This is a genomic window from Caulobacter sp. GW456-12-1-14-TSB4, assembly GCF_059424195.1.
In genome coordinates, this window is the sequence record NZ_JBWKZF010000005.1 from 22,320 (window position 1) to 37,951 (window position 15,632).

Sequence of the window (15,632 nt, forward strand, 5' to 3'; positions counted from 1 at the left end):
CCATTGCCCTCTTTTTCGCGCCCCCTGGAAGAGTCCCTGCATCGCGCCGTTGCGTACGCCAACCAGCGTAAGCACGAGTACGCGACGCTCGAGCACCTTCTGCTTTCCCTGACCGACGACGAGGACGCCGCCGGAGTTATGCGCGCGTGCGACGTTGATCTCGCCGCGCTGAAGAAGAGCCTCTCGAACTATCTCGACGTCGAACTGGCCTCGCTGGTCGTCGATGACGACGAGGACGCCAAGCCGACCGCCGGCTTCCAGCGCGTGATCCAGCGCGCGGTGATCCACGTCCAGTCGTCGGGCCGCGAAGAGGTCACCGGCGCCAATGTTCTGGTCGCCATCTTCTCCGAACGCGAAAGCCACGCCGCCTACTTCCTGCAGGAGCAGGACATGACGCGGTACGACGCGGTGAACTTCATCGCCCACGGCATCGCCAAGAAGGCCGGCGCCTCCGAGACCAAGAACGTCAAGGGCGCCAGCGCCGGTTCGAACGCCACCGAGGAAGACGGCGAGAAGCCGAACACCAAGACCGGCGGCGAAGCTCTGGAAGCCTATTGCGTCGACCTCAACGAAAAGGCCCGCCAGGGCAAGGTCGACCCCCTGATCGGCCGTGCGAACGAAGTCGAACGCGCGATCCAGATCCTGTGCCGTCGCACCAAGAACAACCCGCTGCTCGTGGGTGACCCCGGCGTCGGCAAGACCGCCATCGCCGAGGGCCTGGCCCGCAAGATCGTCACGCACCAGGTCCCCGAGGTCCTGGAAGGCGCCACCATCTACTCGCTCGACATGGGCGCGTTGCTGGCCGGCACCCGCTATCGCGGCGACTTCGAGGAACGCGTGAAGCAGGTCGTCAAGGAACTCGAGAACCACCCGAACGCGGTGCTGTTCATCGACGAGATCCACACCGTGATCGGCGCCGGCGCGACCAGCGGCGGGGCGATGGACGCCTCGAACCTGCTGAAGCCGGCCCTGGCCTCGGGCAGCCTGCGCTGCATGGGCTCGACCACCTACAAGGAGTTCCGCCAGCACTTCGAGAAGGATCGGGCCCTGGTCCGTCGCTTCCAGAAGATCGACGTGAACGAGCCGACGGTGGAAGACACCATCAAGATCCTCAAGGGGCTGAAGAGCTACTACGAGGACTTCCACAAGCTGAAATACACCGCCGACGCCCTGAAGGTGGCGGTGGAGCTGTCGGCCAAGTACATCACCGACCGCAAGCTGCCGGACAAGGCGATCGACGTGATCGACGAAGCCGGCGCGGGCCAGATGCTGCTGCCGGAAAGCCGTCGCAAGAAGGTCCTGGGCGTCAAGGAGATCGAAGCCGTCGTGGCCAAGATCGCCCGCATCCCACCCAAGTCCGTCTCCAAGTCGGACACCGAGGCCCTGAAGGAACTGGAAGCGGACCTGAAGCGCGCCGTGTTCGGTCAGGACGAGGCCCTGCTGCAACTGTCCTCGGCCATGAAGCTGGCCCGGGCCGGCCTGCGCGACGCGGACAAGCCGATCGGCTCGTTCCTGTTCAGCGGCCCGACCGGCGTCGGCAAGACCGAGGCCGCCAAGCAGCTGGCCTCGACGCTCGGCATCGAGATGATCCGCTTCGACATGTCGGAGTACATGGAACGCCATACCGTGAGCCGCCTGATCGGCGCCCCTCCCGGTTATGTCGGCTATGACCAAGGCGGCCAGCTGACCGACGCCGTCGACCAGCACCCGCACGCGGTCGTGCTGCTCGACGAGATCGAGAAGGCCCACCAGGACGTCTACAACATCCTGCTGCAGGTCATGGATCACGGCGTGCTGACCGACAGCAACGGCAAGAAGGTCGACTTCAGGAACGTCATCCTGATCATGACCACCAATGCCGGCGCGTCGGACGCCCAGCGCCAGTCGATCGGCTTCGGCCGCGACAAGGTGGTCGGCGAGGAAGAGGCCGCCCTCAAGCGCCTGTTCACGCCGGAATTCCGCAACCGCCTCGACGCGGTCGTGGCCTTCAAGCCGCTGACGGCCGATATCATCCGTCAGGTCGTGCAGAAGTTCGTCATGCAGATGGAGGCCCAGCTGGCCGACCGGAACGTGACGATCTCGCTGAGCGACGACGCGGCCGACTGGCTGGCCAAGAACGGCTTCGACGAACTCTACGGCGCCCGTCCGCTGGGTCGCGTCATCCAGGAGCACATCAAGAAGCCCCTGGCCGACGACATCCTGTTCGGACGGCTGGTGCGCGGCGGCCACGTCACCGTGGTGCTGGAGAACGGCAAGATCGCTTTCGAAATCGAAAGCACGCCCGATCCGAAGGCCAGCAAGACCGACGAAGCCGAACCGGCCCTGGCCGAATAAGGCTTGGTCACAGACCTAGCGAAGGGCCCGGAGCGATCCGGGCCCTTTTCGTTTGGGTCGCGCGAAAATTGTGGACGAAACGAGAACAAACGATTAGCGTGTGTACATGACCGCGATCGGCTTCGACACGCTCAGCGCTTCAAAACGGCTTCGCGAAGCCGGCATGGACGAACGCATGGCCGAAACGATCGTCGAACTGGTGCAGCAAACGACCATACTTCCAGACATCAGCGAACTGGCGACCAAGGCTGAACTCGCCGCCACTCGAGCAGACCTCCTCGCCACGAAGAGTGAACTGAAGAGCGATATCGCCCTGGCGGAAAGCCGTCTCCGCGCTGATCTGAGCGAGAAGATCCGCCTACAAGGCTGGGCGATCCTAAGCGGCGTGGCGGTGCTGATGACCATTTCCACCGCTCTGATCAAGCTGACGCCCTAACCGCCCCGCAGATAGCGCTCGCCGAGGCGGGTCAGCAGGCGCTCGGCGCGGTCGGCGTCCAGGCCGGCGGGCTGGAAGTGCTCCAGACCCACCTCGGCCAACAGAGCCTGATCCAGCACGTCCAGGCGGTGCTGGCCCATGTTCCAGTCCCGGAAACGGCGGCGATCCGCCGGGCCGTCGGCGAGGGTCATCAGGTCGGCGTGGCGCTTGTCTCGGGCGATCCGCGCAAAGGTCTCGTCCACCTCAGTCGCGGGACCTTCCAGCCACTGCAGGAACCAGCCCTCGCCCGCCAGCAGGAAGCCGGTGACATCGACCAGGCGATTGTTCTGGATCGAGGCGTTGACGATCGTTCGCACCGCCTCGCCGAAGTCCCCCTCGCCGACGAACCGGCTAGCATAGATCAGGCGGCGCAGGCCTTTGCGGCCTTCCTCGAATTCAAGCATGGCGTTCCCGGGCCTGGCGTCTCGCCGGTAGCGCTAACGCGCCAACCGTTAAAAGAGCCGCCCCCGGAATGAAGCGCGTTCCCGAAACGGGTCCCGCCGCTACAGCGCCGCGCTGATCTTCGCCGCCAGGACCTTCAGCTCCTCGACATCGGCCATCCCGCCCTCGCCGTGGCGGCCCAGGCTTTCACCTTCGTAGCGAGGGATGATGTGGAAGTGCAGGTGGAAGATCGTCTGGCCGGCCGGGGCGCCGTTGAACTGGGTGACGACCACGCCGTCGGGCTTCAGGGCCGAGACCACCGCCGTGGCGACCTTCTGGGTGGCGCCGATCAGGCGGCCCAGGGTCTTGGGCTCCGCGTCCAGCAGGTTGCGGGCCTGGGACGTCTTGGAGATCACCAGCACATGGCCGCGCGACTGCGGGAACACGTCCATGAAGGCCAGGACCTGCTCGTCCTCGAACACCTTCACGGCCGGAATCTCGCCCCGGATGATCTTGGCGAAGATGTTGTCCGTGTCGTAGCGTCCGTCGAGGCTCATGACCGTCTCCCTTTGGAAGACCGGTCGTAGCAAACCGGGGGACGCGCGCAACCATGGACATCAAGCCCCAGGGCCTGACCGAACAGCAGCAGAAGTGGTTCGCCTCGGTCCGGGCCAATCTGGAGCGCGAAACCGGCAAGACCCTGGACGAATGGGTCGAGATCGTCCGCCGCGAGTGCCAGGAAACCAAACCCCGCGCCCGCACCGACTGGCTGAAGGCGACCTACGGCATCGGCCAGAACCGCGCCGCCACGATCTTCTCCGTCGCCTTCCCTTCGCAGATGGGCTGGGACGACGCCGACGGCCTGCGCGCAGTGCTGTGGATCGACCCGGGCTCGGCGGCGATCCTGGAAGCGGTCGAGGCCGCCGTGGCCGGCTTCGAGGGCCTGGTCACCGGGCAGCGCAAGGGCTTCACCGCCTGGTCGCGCAAGTCCCAGTTCGCGGCGCTGAAACCGGTCAAGGGCGGCACGGCCATGCTGGGCCTGGCGGTCGAGCCGGACGCCGCGCCGGGTTTGCTGGCACCGAAGAACGAAGGCTGGTCCGAGCGCCTCAAAGCCAAGCTGCCGTTGGCCTCGCGGGACGCCGTCGATGGCGCGGTCACGGCGTTGCTGAAGGCGGCTTGGGAAAGGTCCTAGCAGCAAACCGCTCATGTAGGCGTGGCTCAGGACCCCGCTCAGATCTCTCTTCTCCTGCGAGCGAGACACAACCATAGTGTGCGCAAGATCGGTGAGACGAGGCCGCCACGATGCCGGACTGGATACGGGACGTTCTGAGGGTCGTGCTCCTCTTCGCGTTTCCATTGAGCATCTTCATCGCTGCAGGCTGGACGTATATAATCTGCATGTTCGGCGAGCCTCCCTATCCATCACAGATGATGCTCGCCTATGCACTGTGGGCGCTCTCGGTAGTCTTGCTCGTAGGCCTATGGCTTCTCCGCCCTCGCCGGGTTCGTCCCGGCAAGGCGGAAAGCCCCGCCCAAGCGTCGCCCTAGGAACGCCCCTTCCCGGCCGCCGTTGGTCTCCCACGCAAAGGAGACCCCCCATGTCCAAGGAAGCCGATCTCACCGCCAAGTTCTGGAAGGCCCTGAAGTCCGACCGCACCGTGATGCTGGGCCTGCCCGACGTCGATGGCGGTCGCGCCCAGCCGATGACCGCCCTGATCGAAGGCGATCACAGCGGGCCGATCTGGATCTTCACCTCGTCTGAGACCGACCTCGTCCACTCGCTGGACCAGCAGGGTCGCGATGCCTTCATCCACTTCCAGGACAAGGGCCATCACCTGTTCGCCGCGATCGACGGAACCTTGCGGATCGACACCGACCACGAGACGATCGATCGCCTCTGGAACCCCTTCATCGCCGCCTGGTTCGAGGGCAAGGACGATCCCAAGCTGCGCCTGCTGCGCTTCGAGCCGGCCGACGCCCAGATCTGGCTGAACGAGAACAACCTGTTCGCCGGCGTGAAGATGCTGCTCGGGGCCGATCCCAAGCGCGAATACAAGGACAAGGTCGGCGAGGTGCGGCTGAACTAGCGCCCCAGCCTAGCGCTCATCGCGGCGCGGATCTGGTTCGTGGCGGAAGGGTGAGAACTCTTCCGTCAGCATCTCGATGTCGTGTTCGACGGCCTCGCGCTCGCGCTCGAGATAGCGCGCCACCGGCTCGCGCAGCGCTGGATCGGCGATCCAGTGGGCCGAGTAGACCGCGCTCGGCAGATAGCCCCGCGCGATCTTGTGCTGCCCCTGGGCGCCGGCCTCAACGCGCGGCAACCCCAGGCGGATCGCGTGCTCGATGGCCTGGTAGTAGCAGAGCTCGAAATGCAGGAACGGCACGTCCTCGGTGCAGCCCCAGTGGCGGCCGTAGAGACAGTCGCGACCCAGCAGGTTCAGCGCTCCGGCGATCCACGGACCGCCCGGGCGACGGGCCATGATCAGCAGCACCTTGTCGGCCATCCGCTCTTGCAGCAGCGAGAAGAAGCGACGGTTCAGGTACGGCCGGCCCCATTTGCGCGAGCCGGTGTCCATGTAGAAGCCGAAGAAGGCGTCCCAATGCGCCTCGGTCAGCTCATCGCCAGTCAGGGCGACGATCTCCAGCCCGCCCTGAGCGTCGCGGCGTTCGCGGCGGATGGTCTTGCGGCGATTGGCCGACAGGGCCGCCAGGAAGTCGTCGAAGGTGGCGTAGCCCCGGTTCTCCCAGTGATACTGCTGGTCCTGGCGCAGCAGCATGCCGCGCTGGCCCATCCAGCTCCACTCGTCCTGCACTGGGAAGGTCACGTGCAGCGACGAGGCCTCCAGCCGCTGGCACAGGGTCAGGGCCCCGCCCAGCAGGGCTATGCGTCCTTCGTCGACATCGACATCCGGCCGCACGATCAGCCGTGAACCTGTCACCGGCGAGAACGGCGAGGAGCACTGAAGCTTGGGATAGTACTGCCCGCCGGCCCGCTCATAGGCGTCGGCCCAGGCGTGGTCGAAGACATATTCGCCCTGGCTGTGGGACTTCAGATACAGCGGCATGACCCCGGCCACGACGTCGTTGTCGTCCAGCACCGTCAGATGGTGCGCGGCCCAGCCGGTGCGGGCGGAGACACAGCCGCTCTCTTCCAGGATCGACAGGAAGTCGTAGCTGACGAACGGATCGCCGGTGTGGTCCGCACAGGCCTCCCAGGCGTCGCGACCGATGTCGGTGATCTCGCGATGGACGCGGACCGCCGACTGGACGCCCACCGGGTCGGTGGTCACGCCGTGAAGCCCTCGAAGATCAGGTTGTCGCAATGGTCCTTCACGCCTTCCCACTGGTCGGGGTCACGGACCGTCCACGCAATGATCGGCATGCCCTTGGCGCGATATAGGTCCGCGCGCGGGCTGGGCAACATGTCCAAGCCCAGAGCCAGGAAATCGGGGCGCGCCAGCTCGACCTGCTCCAGCGCCGCCAGCGACTTGCGCATTTCAGGAGCCAGCTTGCGGGCGCTGTCGTCGTTCCAGCTGTAGCTGTCCAGGCCGCGCAGGATCTGCGGGTGATGGTCGGCGAACCAGGCGTGCGAGTACGGGTTGAAGCCGATCACGGCGGTCGGGCCGTTGTGGTCGACCAGCACGTCGGTGACCCGCTTCTCCAGCGGGCCGACGTCACCGAACGGCGTCTTCAGCTCGATGAACACCATGGCCCGGTGGCCGATCATGGTCAGCGTATCGGCCAGGGTCGGGATGGTCTCGTCGGTGCCCTTGAGCGCGAAGGTCGCCAGTTCGGCGGCGCTGTGGTCGCGCAGGCGCCCTTCCCGGCCGGTCATGCGCTCCAGGCGATCGTCGTGGAAGACCACGGCCTCGCCGTCGGCGGTCAGCTGGACGTCTAGCTCGATGCCGTAGCCGCCCGCGCAGGCGGCCTGGAAGGCGGCCAGGCTGTTCTCCGGCGCGCCATCAGGGGTCCAGAGACCGCGGTGGGCCACCGGCGGCTCGAACAGGCGCTCCCACGCCTCGCCGAAGACATCGGTCGAGGGGCGTTCGCGCGAGCGCATCAGGCGATCTCCACTACCGCGTCCACCTCGACCGCGAAGCCGAGGGGCAGCTTGTAGACGCCCACCGCCGAGCGGGCGTGGCGACCGGCGTCGCCCAGGACCTCGACCATCAGGTCCGAGCAGCCGTTGATGACCTTGGGGATGTCGATGAAGTCGGGGCCAGCCTGGACGAAGCCACCCAGCTTCACGACGCGGACCACGCGGTCTAGGTCGCCGTCGCAGGCGGCCTTCATCTGGGCCAGCAGGTTGATGCCGCACAGGCGGGCGGCCTTCTGGGCGGTCTCCAGATCGACATCGACGCCGACCGTGCCCTTGATGCCGCCATCGGCCGCGATCGAGATCTGGCCGGAAATGGTCACGAGATTGCCCGAGCGGACGTAGGTCACGTAGTTGGCCACCGGGGCCACCGGCTGCGGCAGCTCGACGCCCAGTTCCTTCAGGCGATCCTCGACCTTCGACATCCACACGCTCCACTGAAATGCAGTGGCTCATGCTTAACGTGCTGCGCAGACCGGCAAAAGAAAAAAGGCCCGGACCTTTCGGTCCGAGCCCTTCAATCCGTAGTCCGGAAGCGGCGCTTAGCGAGCGGCTTGGAACTTCTCGACGGCGGCGCTGGCGCGTTCGTTCAGCGGCTTCACCGAGTCCTTGATCGAGGCCGAGACGATCTCCGAGGCCTTGCTGACCTGGGCGATGTAGGCTTCCAGAGCCGACTTGGCCCAAGCGGTCTGCAGTTCGACGGCTTCCTGGACGCTCTTGGCGCCGGCCAGCGACTTGGCGGCGGCGACCTGGTCTTCCACGGCCTTCTTCGAATAGGCGAAGGTCTGGGCGCCCAGGGCTTCAGCGCCCTTGGTGGCGGCGGTCACCGAAGCGACGACGGCTTCCAGGTTCTTCTTCGAGTGGGTGTTGGCTTCGGCCAGAGCGGCCAGCGACTTCTCGACGCCGTCCTTGAACGCTTGGTTCGAAGCGGCGGTGTATTGCTCGACGGTGTTCTTGACGGTTTCGGCGGCGGCCATGGGAATTCTCCTGGGGAGGGAACGAGGCGGGGCGGATCAAGCGAGCTGCAACTCGCCCATCTGCGCTTGGAACACCGCGGTTCTCTCATGTTGCAGTGCAGCAGTCAACAATTTTGTGCAGCGCACCATGACGCAACGTCATGACCTCTCAAGCTGCAGCATTGGAACCACGCGCCTGATATTTTTGCGCCTGCGGCAACATCGCTCACCAGTTGTTTACTTTAGCGAAAGGCCGCTTCCATCATGCTACTGGTCACACGTGTCGCGGCGCCAAACCGCGTCCCAGTTCAAATGACGGACGTCGCTTCATGTTCGCCAAGCTTACCTCCGCCCGTTCCTTCCTGGCTGTCGCCGGCCTCGCGCTCTCGTGCCTGTTCGGCGCGGCCGCCCCGACCCCGGCTTCGGCGGCCATACCCTACCTGCAGCTGAACGCTCAGGAGCCGAAGTACGCGGCGATCGTGATCGACGCCAATTCGGGCGAAGTCCTTTACGACAAAAGGGCCGACAGCCCCCGCTACCCCGCCTCGGTCACCAAGGTGATGACCCTGTACCTGACCTTCGAGGCGCTGAGCGAAGGCCGCCTGAAGCTGACGGACCGGGTCACCATGTCGCCGCGCGCGGCGGCCCAGGCCCCTACCAAGATCGGCATCTCGCCGGGCGACAGCCTGTCGGTCGACGAGGCCATCAAGGCCATGACCGTCAAGTCGGCCAACGACGTCGCCGTGGCCATGGCCGAACGACTCGCCGGCAGTGAGTCGCGCTTCGCCGCCCTGATGACCCTGCGTGGCCAGGAACTGGGCATGCGCAACAGCCGCTTCGTGAACGCCTCAGGCCTGCCCGACAGCCGCCAGATCTCGTCGGCCCGCGATCTCGCCATTCTGTCGCGCGCCACTATGCGCGACTTCCCGCAGTACTACAGCTACTTCTCGGTGAAGGGCTTCTACTTCCGGGGCAACTACATCAAGGGCCACAACCGCCTGCTGGACAGCATGGAAGGGTTCGATGGCCTCAAGACCGGCTACACCAACGCCTCGGGCTTCAACCTCGCCGGCTCGGCCGTGCGCGACGGCCGCCGCCTGATCGCCGTGGTCCTGGGCGGCCCCTCGACCGCCTGGCGCGACAACAACATGGAAGACCTGCTGCTGACCGGCTTCGACGTGATGAAGCGTCGTTCGCGCGGCGAGCGCACCACCATCGCCGCCAACATCTATGAAGACGAGCCGACCGGCCCGATCGAGCGTCCCTCGGTCGAACAGGGCGACGGCGACCAGGCCGGCCTGCGCATCGTGCTGACCGAGAACCCGCGCACGCCGCCGGTGAAGGTCTCGCCCACGATGCGCGAGGCCGCCAAGCCCGTCGCCAAGAAGTCGAAGGGCGAATGGGGCGTGCAGGTCGGCGCGTTCAAGTCCAAGTCTCTGGCCAACGACCAGCTGAAGCTGGTGCGCAGCCGCTTCGCCAAGATGGTCGCCGACGCCGAGGGCGCGGTCGAAGGCGCGGCCGGCGGGGCGTTCCGCGCCCAGTTCCAGGGCCTGACCTCGGACGCCGCCCGCGAGGCCTGCTCGACCCTGAAGGCCAAGCGCATGCCCTGCATGGTGCTGTCGCCGCGCTAGACGGCTCCACATCGCTGAAACAAGAAACCCCGGAGGGCGACCTCCGGGGTTTTGCTTGTCTAGGCCTCGGCGATCGCCCGGCTTATCAGCCGCGCCAGGCGCCCCACGCCCTCGTCGATCTGCGCGTCGGTCGGCAGCGAGTAGCTGAGCCGGATGGCGTTGGCGGTCTTCACCTCGGCGAAGAACGGCGCGCCGGGGACGAAGGCCACCCGCTCCTCCTCGATAGCGCGGGCCAGCAGATCGGCGCCGTCGATCCCTTCCGGCAGGTCGATCCAGACGAACATGCCGCCGTCCGGCTGCGACCAGGTCACGCCCTGGGGCATGGTCCGCTCCAGTGTGTCCAGCATCACCCGTCCCTTGGCGCCATAGGCTCCGCGCAGGCGGTGCAGGTGCTGGTCATAGCCTTCCGACACGGCGCGATGGGCGACCATCTGGTTGATCGTCGAGACATGCAGGTCCGCGCCCTGCTTGAGCAGGACGAGCTTTTCGATCACGGGCTTGGGCCCGCAGACCCAGCCGATGCGCAGGGCCGGCGACAGGGTCTTGGACAGGGTGCCCAGGAACATCGTGCGAGCCGCATCGATGCCGCCCGAGCGCTCGATGTCCAGCGCCAGCAGGGTCGGCGTCGGCTCGCCGGCGAAGCGCAGCTCGCGATAGGCCGCGTCCTCGACCAGGGTCATGTCCAGCGCGGCGGCCATGTCCAGGATCGCCTCGCGCTCCGACAGCGTCAGGCTGACGCCGGTCGGGTTGGCGAAGTCGGGCACGAAATAGCCCAGAGCGCCTTCCGGCAGGTCGGTCTCGCCGCCCTTCAGCGCCGCGTCCGGCAGGTCGCGATAGGCCGGCTGGTAGCCGTTGAACGCCTGCAACGCGCCCAGATAGGTCGGCCGCGCCACGACGACCGTGTCGCCCGGGCTGATGAACAGCTTGCCGATCAAATCCAACGCCTGCTGCGAGCCGGCGGTCAGCATGATGTTGGCGGGTTCGCACGGCATGCCGTCGCGGGTCATGCGCTCGGCGATCCATTCGCGTAGCGGCAGATAACCCTCGCTGACCGAGTACTGCAGCGCCTGCTTGGCCAGGACGGGGTCGGCCAGCACGGCGGCGTAGTCGGCCTGGATGCGCTCGGCCGGGAACAGGCCGGGATCGGGGATGCCGCCGGCGAACGACAGGATGTCGGGCTGATCCAGCAGCTTGAGAAGTTCGCGGATCTCGCTGGCGCGGACGCGGTCCATGCGCGTGCTGAAACGGTCGGCCCAATCGATGGCCGAGGTGGTGGCTTGGATAGTCATGGGAAGATCAAGGTCCGAAACTGGAATGACGCCTTCGAGCCACAGGCCGTGGCTCACTCTGAACGAAGGTCAGAGCGTCATACCGAGCAGGTTTGGCCCGACGAGCGGCGGCGCCAGAAGCGTTCGCGGTTGATCATGGCGCTAGTCGTAGCTCAGCCGCGCCGCTTGATCAAACGATCCCGCGCGGCGTTGAGCTGGGCGGCGAGGCCCTCGGTGCCGCCCTTGTCCGGGTGAGCCATCTGGATCAGGCGCGTATAGGCCGCCTTGACCTCGGCCAAGGTCGCCTCCGGGCCGACACCGAGCAGCGAGCGAGCCTCGGAGAGGCTGAGCTCGGGCTTGGGCGGATGGACGATCTCGCGGCGGATGACCGGCCGGCGACGGGCCTCGGTGACGCTCCACAAGGCGATGACGCCCAGCACGATGCCCGTGCCCCATGAGCCGCGGATCGTGGCGTAGGCCGCCCCGGCGAAAGCCGCGATCGAGGCCGCCCCGGCCCCCACCCGCCAGCCGTCGCCGTTCAGGAACGTGCGCCCCTTCGGCCAAAGCAGGAAGACGAGGATGGCCGCGCCCAGCAGCAGGTACAGCATCGGAACTCCGGATACGAAAACGGGCGGCAGGGTCGCCCCGGCCGCCCGCTGGTCGTGAACTTAGTGCAGCGCCTACTGCGCCGCCAGCATGGTCTCGCCGGAATAGGCCGACAGGCCCAGGCTGTGCATCAGGGCGCGCAGTTCCTGGCGCGCGGCCAGGTGCTGCAGGGACACCGGCACCGGGCGCACTTGCGGCGACAGGTCGGCGATGGTCAGGCCGAACGGGAACAGCTCGCGATAGATGACGCGGTCGCGCAGGCCGGGGCCGATGCGGAAGCCGACGCGCTTGGCCAGGGCCGTCAGACGGTCCTCCAGGCGCTTGCGGTTCCGGGCCTCGGTCGTGGCCAGACGGTTGCGCAGCACCACCCAGTCCATCGCCTGGCGCTGACCCGAGAGGGCGCGCTGCTTGCGGCCTTCCCAAACCGTCAGCGAATAGAGGCTGGGCTTGGTCAGCTCCATGGACACTGGATCGACCGTGCCCAGCATGTCGAAATCGACGAAGCTGTCGTTCATCGGCGTGACCACCAGGTCCGCGCGGCCGTGGGCCAGGCGCGTGATGGCGCTGTCGCCGCCGGGGGTGTCGATCAGGATGAAGTCGCACTCTTCGGCGGCGCGCGCGAAGGCGGCCTCGAAACCGGCGACCTGCTCCTCTTCCGACTTCTCGGCCAGGGCGATGTCGTTGTCGCTGAGGGTCAGGGACAGCGGCATGGGCAGGTCCAGCTTCTTGCTGGCGGTCCAGGCCGTGCGGTTCTCGAAGAACCGGCCCGAGGTGCGCTGGCGCAGGTCCAGGTCCAGCACGGCGACCTTGGCGCCGCCGTACAGCAGCGCGGTCACCAGGTGGACGGCGATGGTGGACTTGCCCGCACCACCCTTTTCGTTGCCGACGACGATGACGCGCGTTTCGGCCATGGCTCGATCCTCGATACGTCGCGACTCGCGCGACCTTGGACTGAAGGTTAACACGATGTTACCAGCGCCCTAGCCGGTCAACCGGTTCAATCCACAAGCATAATTGTCGCACCCCCAACGGCCCTGTTCCCCTGAGGGCCAGTCCCGTTCTCCTAAGGGATGGTGGACCTCCGTCGGCCACGGGGCCATAAGCGCGGCCTGTCCGCGTGGAGGCCCAGCCATGACCCAGATCGTCCGCACTGTTTCCGAGATGCGCGAGCACGTCCGCGCCTGGAAGGCCGCCGGCCAGCGCGTGGCCCTGGTCCCGACCATGGGCGCCCTGCACGAGGGCCACCTCAGCCTCATCAAGCTGGCTCAAGCGAACGCCGACCGGGTGATCACGACGATCTTCGTCAATCCCAAGCAGTTCGCCCCGCACGAGGACTTCGACGCCTATCCGCGCGGCGAAACGGCCGATGTCGAGAAGCTGGCCGGCGTCGGCTGCGACCTGCTGTTCGCCCCGAACGGCGCGGAGATGTACGCCCCCGGCTTCTCCACCGCGATCAGCGTCTCGGGCGTCTCCGAACCGCTGGAAGGCGCGGCCCGGCCGCAGTTCTTCGGCGGCGTCGCCACCGTCGTGGCCAAGCTGTTCATCCAGAGCCAGGCCGACGTCGCCGTGTTCGGCGAGAAGGACTATCAGCAGTTGCAGGTGGTCAAGCGCATGGCCCGCGACCTGGACATCCCCATCGAGATCATCGGCGCGCCCACCGCTCGTGCGGAAGACGGTCTCGCCCTCTCCTCACGCAACGCCTACCTGTCGCCTGAGGAACGCGCCGCCGCCGTGGCCCTGCCGACGGCCATCAAGGCCGCCGCCGCCGAGGTCGCCGCGGGCGGCCGTATCAATGAAGCGGAAGCAAAGGCCGTCGCCGCCCTGAAGGCCGCAGGCTTCGGCCAGGTCGACTATGTCGAGATCCGCGAGGCCAGTGACCTGTCGCGCCTGGGCCCCGGCCCTATCGGCCAGGCGCAGGGCCGCATCCTGGTCGCCGCGTGGCTAGGCAAGACGCGGCTGATCGACAATATGGCCGTCTAGGAAGGCTTGGCGGCTAGCTAGACCGGCTTCAGGGCGATCAGCAGCCCCGCGATCAAACCCACGAACAGCATCCCCACGCCCAAGGCGGCGAAACTGGCCTTCATGGTCATCTCTCCCTCGTCCCCGCGACAAGATGACACCCGCCCTGGTTGCTATTTAGCTAACATCACAGCCAAAAGTTATCAGACAAAACCTACCAGGCGCCCAGTTCGCGCAATTGCCGGGCGAGGTCCGGCGGCAGATCGGCGGCCTCGCTGGCGGTGAGGTCCGGCGGCGCGTCCTCGGGCTTGAGATAGCGCCAGCCCTGGAAGGCCCGGCGCGGCTGGGGCGCGACGCGGATGATCGGCGGATCGACCGTGACCTCGCAGCGCGACGCCGCCCCTTCGCCGACCGTGTCGATGGCCAGGATGGTCTGGCGGCACAGGATCTGGCCCTTGAACACCCGATACAGCGAGCCGCCGTCCAGGACCTCGTCGATCCGCTTGGGCGTCATGCGGGTGTGCATGACCCAGGGCTGGCTCTTGTCCTGATGCCACGCCAGGAGATCGTCGATCGTCTCGCACCCGACGACCAGCTTGATGATGTGCAACGCCATGGGCGCTAGATAGCGCGCTTGCGGGGTAAGGCAACCTGTCGGTTCGCCCTGAGAGGGAAAGCCATCGACGCCTTGCATGACAGCGTTATCTCTTGGCCATCGCGTTCATGTGGGGGCGTGATCCGAGCCTGGGGGCTCATACCGCCGTTTCGGACGCCATGTGGGGGCCGTCCGCAGCGGCGGTTTTCGTTTGGGGTCGCTATTCCCGGCGAGGGACGGGCATTGGCCCCCTCTCTCTAAGAGGGGGGTTATATACTTTACAAAGCAACCCTCTCGGGCGACTATCGGCCTGAAGGAAAGCTGCGCCATGAACCTGACCTCGCCCATCTTCCACGACGCCGATAAGGCTCGCGAGCATCTGGAAAAGCTGCGCTGGCCGAACGGGCCGATCTGCCCGCACTGCGGCGTCGTGGACGAGGCCACCGGCCTGAAGGGCAAGGCGCACCGCGCCGGTCTCTATCAGTGCAACGCCTGCCGCGAGCAGTTCACGGTCACCGTCGGCACGGTCTTCGAGAGGTCCAAGATCCCGCTCAACAAGTGGCTGCTTGCGACCTTCCTGATGTCGTCGAGCAAGAAGGGGATCAGCGCCAACCAGATCGGCCGTAACCTCGGCGTCACCTACAAGACGGCCTGGTTCATGTGCCACCGCATCCGCGAGGCCATGACCGAGCACGGCGGCTCAGCTCCGATGGGCGGCGAGGGCAAGGTCGTCGAAGTCGATGAGACCGTGATCGGCGGCAAGGAGAAGAACAAGCACCTCTCCAAGCGCAACCCGAAGAACATCGGCGCCGTGGGCAAGCAAATCTGCTTTTCCTTGGTCGAGCGCCAGGGTCGCGTCCGCTCGTTCCACGTCCCAGCCGTAAACGCCAACACCCTGCGCCCGATCATCACCAAGCATGTCCGCCGTTCGAGCGCCCTGATGACCGACGACGCCGGTCAATACCGCATCATCGGCCCCGAGTTCGCCCGCTACGAAACGGTCAACCACGGCAAGGAAGAGTACGTGCGTGGCGACGCCTACACGAACACGATCGAGGGCTTCTTCTCGATCCTCAAGCGCGGGATCAACGGCATCTATCACCACGTCTCGGAAGCGCACCTCTCGCGCTACCTCGCCGAGTTCGACTTCCGCTACTCCAACCGCGCCGCCCTGGGCGTCGATGACGTCACCCGCACCGAAGAGGCCCTGCGCGGCATCGGTGGAAAGCGCCTGACTTATCGGCGGACTGACGAAGCCGCGTACGCTTAAGCAGAAAGCGCGCAAGCTTCATTACCTTCGTAAGAGAGCCAGGGTCGCCTCGCCTTAGGTT

At 66.4% G+C, this 15,632-nt stretch carries 18 protein-coding genes; 7 read left to right on the forward strand and 11 right to left on the reverse strand.

The window, feature by feature from the left end; all coding sequences use genetic code 11:
• Window positions 1-3: 3 nt before the first annotated feature.
• The gene (clpA, locus tag AC07YH_RS06010) at window positions 4-2,334 is read left to right on the forward strand and encodes an ATP-dependent Clp protease ATP-binding subunit ClpA (RefSeq protein ID WP_494746102.1); all 2,331 of its coding nucleotides are present in this window, start codon (window positions 4-6) and stop codon (window positions 2,332-2,334) included.
• 106 nt (window positions 2,335-2,440) lie between these two features.
• The gene (locus AC07YH_RS06015) at window positions 2,441-2,770 is read left to right on the forward strand and encodes a hypothetical protein (protein ID WP_494746103.1); all 330 of its coding nucleotides are present in this window, start codon (window positions 2,441-2,443) and stop codon (window positions 2,768-2,770) included.
• Here the strand turns inward: AC07YH_RS06015 and AC07YH_RS06020 are convergent.
• Window positions 2,767-3,213: a BLUF domain-containing protein gene (locus AC07YH_RS06020; RefSeq protein WP_494746104.1), complete on the reverse strand. Its 447-nt coding sequence runs from the start codon at window positions 3,211-3,213 to the stop codon at window positions 2,767-2,769. The genes AC07YH_RS06015 and AC07YH_RS06020 overlap by 4 nt on opposite strands.
• Window positions 3,214-3,312: 99 nt before the next feature.
• Entirely contained in the window at window positions 3,313-3,747 is a 435-nt protein-coding gene (locus AC07YH_RS06025; RefSeq protein WP_494746105.1) for an HIT family protein, read from the reverse strand.
• Window positions 3,748-3,800: 53 nt separating this feature from the next.
• Between AC07YH_RS06025 and AC07YH_RS06030 the strand changes: the two genes are divergently transcribed.
• Together AC07YH_RS06030 and AC07YH_RS06035 are read left to right on the forward strand one after the other, a co-directional pair.
• Complete coding sequence (locus AC07YH_RS06030) at window positions 3,801-4,382, forward strand: DUF4287 domain-containing protein (protein ID WP_494746106.1); 582 nt, start codon at window positions 3,801-3,803, stop codon at window positions 4,380-4,382.
• Window positions 4,383-4,788: 406 nt separating this feature from the next.
• A complete protein-coding gene (locus AC07YH_RS06035; RefSeq protein WP_494746107.1) occupies window positions 4,789-5,277 on the forward strand; it encodes a pyridoxamine 5'-phosphate oxidase family protein in 489 nt (162 codons plus the stop codon).
• Between the two features lie 9 nt (window positions 5,278-5,286).
• Here AC07YH_RS06035 and AC07YH_RS06040 read toward each other — a convergent pair whose 3' ends face one another.
• From AC07YH_RS06040 to AC07YH_RS06055, 4 genes are all read right to left on the reverse strand, one after another.
• Window positions 5,287-6,480, reverse strand: coding sequence for a GNAT family N-acetyltransferase (locus tag AC07YH_RS06040; protein ID WP_494746108.1), 1,194 nt, complete (start codon window positions 6,478-6,480; stop codon window positions 5,287-5,289).
• The gene (locus AC07YH_RS06045) at window positions 6,477-7,250 is read right to left on the reverse strand and encodes a glycerophosphodiester phosphodiesterase (RefSeq protein ID WP_494746109.1); all 774 of its coding nucleotides are present in this window, start codon (window positions 7,248-7,250) and stop codon (window positions 6,477-6,479) included. Before AC07YH_RS06045 ends, AC07YH_RS06040 begins: the two co-directional genes overlap by 4 nt.
• Window positions 7,250-7,717 carry a RidA family protein gene (locus tag AC07YH_RS06050; protein ID WP_494746110.1) on the reverse strand — a complete coding sequence of 156 codons (468 nt, stop codon included), beginning with the start codon at window positions 7,715-7,717 and terminating at the stop codon, window positions 7,250-7,252. The genes AC07YH_RS06045 and AC07YH_RS06050 overlap by 1 nt, the downstream gene beginning before the upstream one ends.
• A gap of 111 nt (window positions 7,718-7,828) precedes the next feature.
• Window positions 7,829-8,263: a phasin family protein gene (locus AC07YH_RS06055; protein WP_454716986.1), complete on the reverse strand. Its 435-nt coding sequence runs from the start codon at window positions 8,261-8,263 to the stop codon at window positions 7,829-7,831.
• Window positions 8,264-8,571: 308 nt separating this feature from the next.
• Here AC07YH_RS06055 and AC07YH_RS06060 point away from each other — a divergent pair, with 308 nt between their 5' ends.
• The gene (locus tag AC07YH_RS06060; RefSeq protein WP_494746111.1) at window positions 8,572-9,873 is read left to right on the forward strand and encodes a serine hydrolase; all 1,302 of its coding nucleotides are present in this window, start codon (window positions 8,572-8,574) and stop codon (window positions 9,871-9,873) included.
• A 59-nt stretch (window positions 9,874-9,932) separates the two neighbouring features.
• On the opposite strand, the gene AC07YH_RS06065 is transcribed toward AC07YH_RS06060, so the two are convergent.
• From AC07YH_RS06065 to mipZ, 4 genes are all read right to left on the reverse strand, one after another.
• Entirely contained in the window at window positions 9,933-11,162 is a 1,230-nt protein-coding gene (locus tag AC07YH_RS06065; RefSeq protein ID WP_494746112.1) for an aminotransferase-like domain-containing protein, read from the reverse strand.
• A gap of 77 nt (window positions 11,163-11,239) precedes the next feature.
• Entirely contained in the window at window positions 11,240-11,299 is a 60-nt protein-coding gene (locus AC07YH_RS06070) for a hypothetical protein (RefSeq protein WP_024265769.1), read from the reverse strand.
• 15 nt (window positions 11,300-11,314) lie between these two features.
• Window positions 11,315-11,749: a J domain-containing protein gene (locus tag AC07YH_RS06075; RefSeq protein WP_494746113.1), complete on the reverse strand. Its 435-nt coding sequence runs from the start codon at window positions 11,747-11,749 to the stop codon at window positions 11,315-11,317.
• A gap of 72 nt (window positions 11,750-11,821) precedes the next feature.
• Window positions 11,822-12,658, reverse strand: coding sequence for a division plane-positioning ATPase MipZ (gene mipZ, locus AC07YH_RS06080; protein ID WP_494746114.1), 837 nt, complete (start codon window positions 12,656-12,658; stop codon window positions 11,822-11,824).
• Window positions 12,659-12,878: 220 nt separating this feature from the next.
• Here mipZ and panC point away from each other — a divergent pair, with 220 nt between their 5' ends.
• Window positions 12,879-13,727 (forward strand): pantoate--beta-alanine ligase, encoded by an 849-nt coding sequence (gene panC, locus AC07YH_RS06085; RefSeq protein ID WP_494746115.1) that lies wholly within the window; start codon window positions 12,879-12,881, stop codon window positions 13,725-13,727.
• Between the two features lie 193 nt (window positions 13,728-13,920).
• On the opposite strand, the gene AC07YH_RS06090 is transcribed toward panC, so the two are convergent.
• Window positions 13,921-14,322: a DUF1489 family protein gene (locus AC07YH_RS06090; protein ID WP_494746116.1), complete on the reverse strand. Its 402-nt coding sequence runs from the start codon at window positions 14,320-14,322 to the stop codon at window positions 13,921-13,923.
• 307 nt (window positions 14,323-14,629) lie between these two features.
• Between AC07YH_RS06090 and AC07YH_RS06095 the strand changes: the two genes are divergently transcribed.
• Window positions 14,630-15,571 (forward strand): IS1595 family transposase, encoded by a 942-nt coding sequence (locus AC07YH_RS06095; RefSeq protein ID WP_494746117.1) that lies wholly within the window; start codon window positions 14,630-14,632, stop codon window positions 15,569-15,571.
• Window positions 15,572-15,632: the final 61 nt, after the last annotated feature.

Coding starts and splice junctions, on each gene's coding strand:
- AC07YH_RS06015 (WP_494746103.1), top strand. CDS start 2,441: ATGACCGCGATCGGCTTCGACACGCTCAGCGCTTCAAAACGGCTTCGC.
- AC07YH_RS06020 (WP_494746104.1), bottom strand. CDS start 3,213: ATGCTTGAATTCGAGGAAGGCCGCAAAGGCCTGCGCCGCCTGATCTAT.
- AC07YH_RS06025 (WP_494746105.1), bottom strand. CDS start 3,747: ATGAGCCTCGACGGACGCTACGACACGGACAACATCTTCGCCAAGATC.
- AC07YH_RS06030 (WP_494746106.1), top strand. CDS start 3,801: ATGGACATCAAGCCCCAGGGCCTGACCGAACAGCAGCAGAAGTGGTTC.
- AC07YH_RS06035 (WP_494746107.1), top strand. CDS start 4,789: ATGTCCAAGGAAGCCGATCTCACCGCCAAGTTCTGGAAGGCCCTGAAG.
- AC07YH_RS06045 (WP_494746109.1), bottom strand. CDS start 7,250: ATGCGCTCGCGCGAACGCCCCTCGACCGATGTCTTCGGCGAGGCGTGG.
- AC07YH_RS06055 (WP_454716986.1), bottom strand. CDS start 8,263: ATGGCCGCCGCCGAAACCGTCAAGAACACCGTCGAGCAATACACCGCC.
- AC07YH_RS06060 (WP_494746111.1), top strand. CDS start 8,572: ATGTTCGCCAAGCTTACCTCCGCCCGTTCCTTCCTGGCTGTCGCCGGC.
- AC07YH_RS06065 (WP_494746112.1), bottom strand. CDS start 11,162: ATGACTATCCAAGCCACCACCTCGGCCATCGATTGGGCCGACCGTTTC.
- AC07YH_RS06075 (WP_494746113.1), bottom strand. CDS start 11,749: ATGCTGTACCTGCTGCTGGGCGCGGCCATCCTCGTCTTCCTGCTTTGG.
- mipZ (WP_494746114.1), bottom strand. CDS start 12,658: ATGGCCGAAACGCGCGTCATCGTCGTCGGCAACGAAAAGGGTGGTGCG.
- panC (WP_494746115.1), top strand. CDS start 12,879: ATGACCCAGATCGTCCGCACTGTTTCCGAGATGCGCGAGCACGTCCGC.
- AC07YH_RS06090 (WP_494746116.1), bottom strand. CDS start 14,322: ATGGCGTTGCACATCATCAAGCTGGTCGTCGGGTGCGAGACGATCGAC.
- AC07YH_RS06095 (WP_494746117.1), top strand. CDS start 14,630: ATGAACCTGACCTCGCCCATCTTCCACGACGCCGATAAGGCTCGCGAG.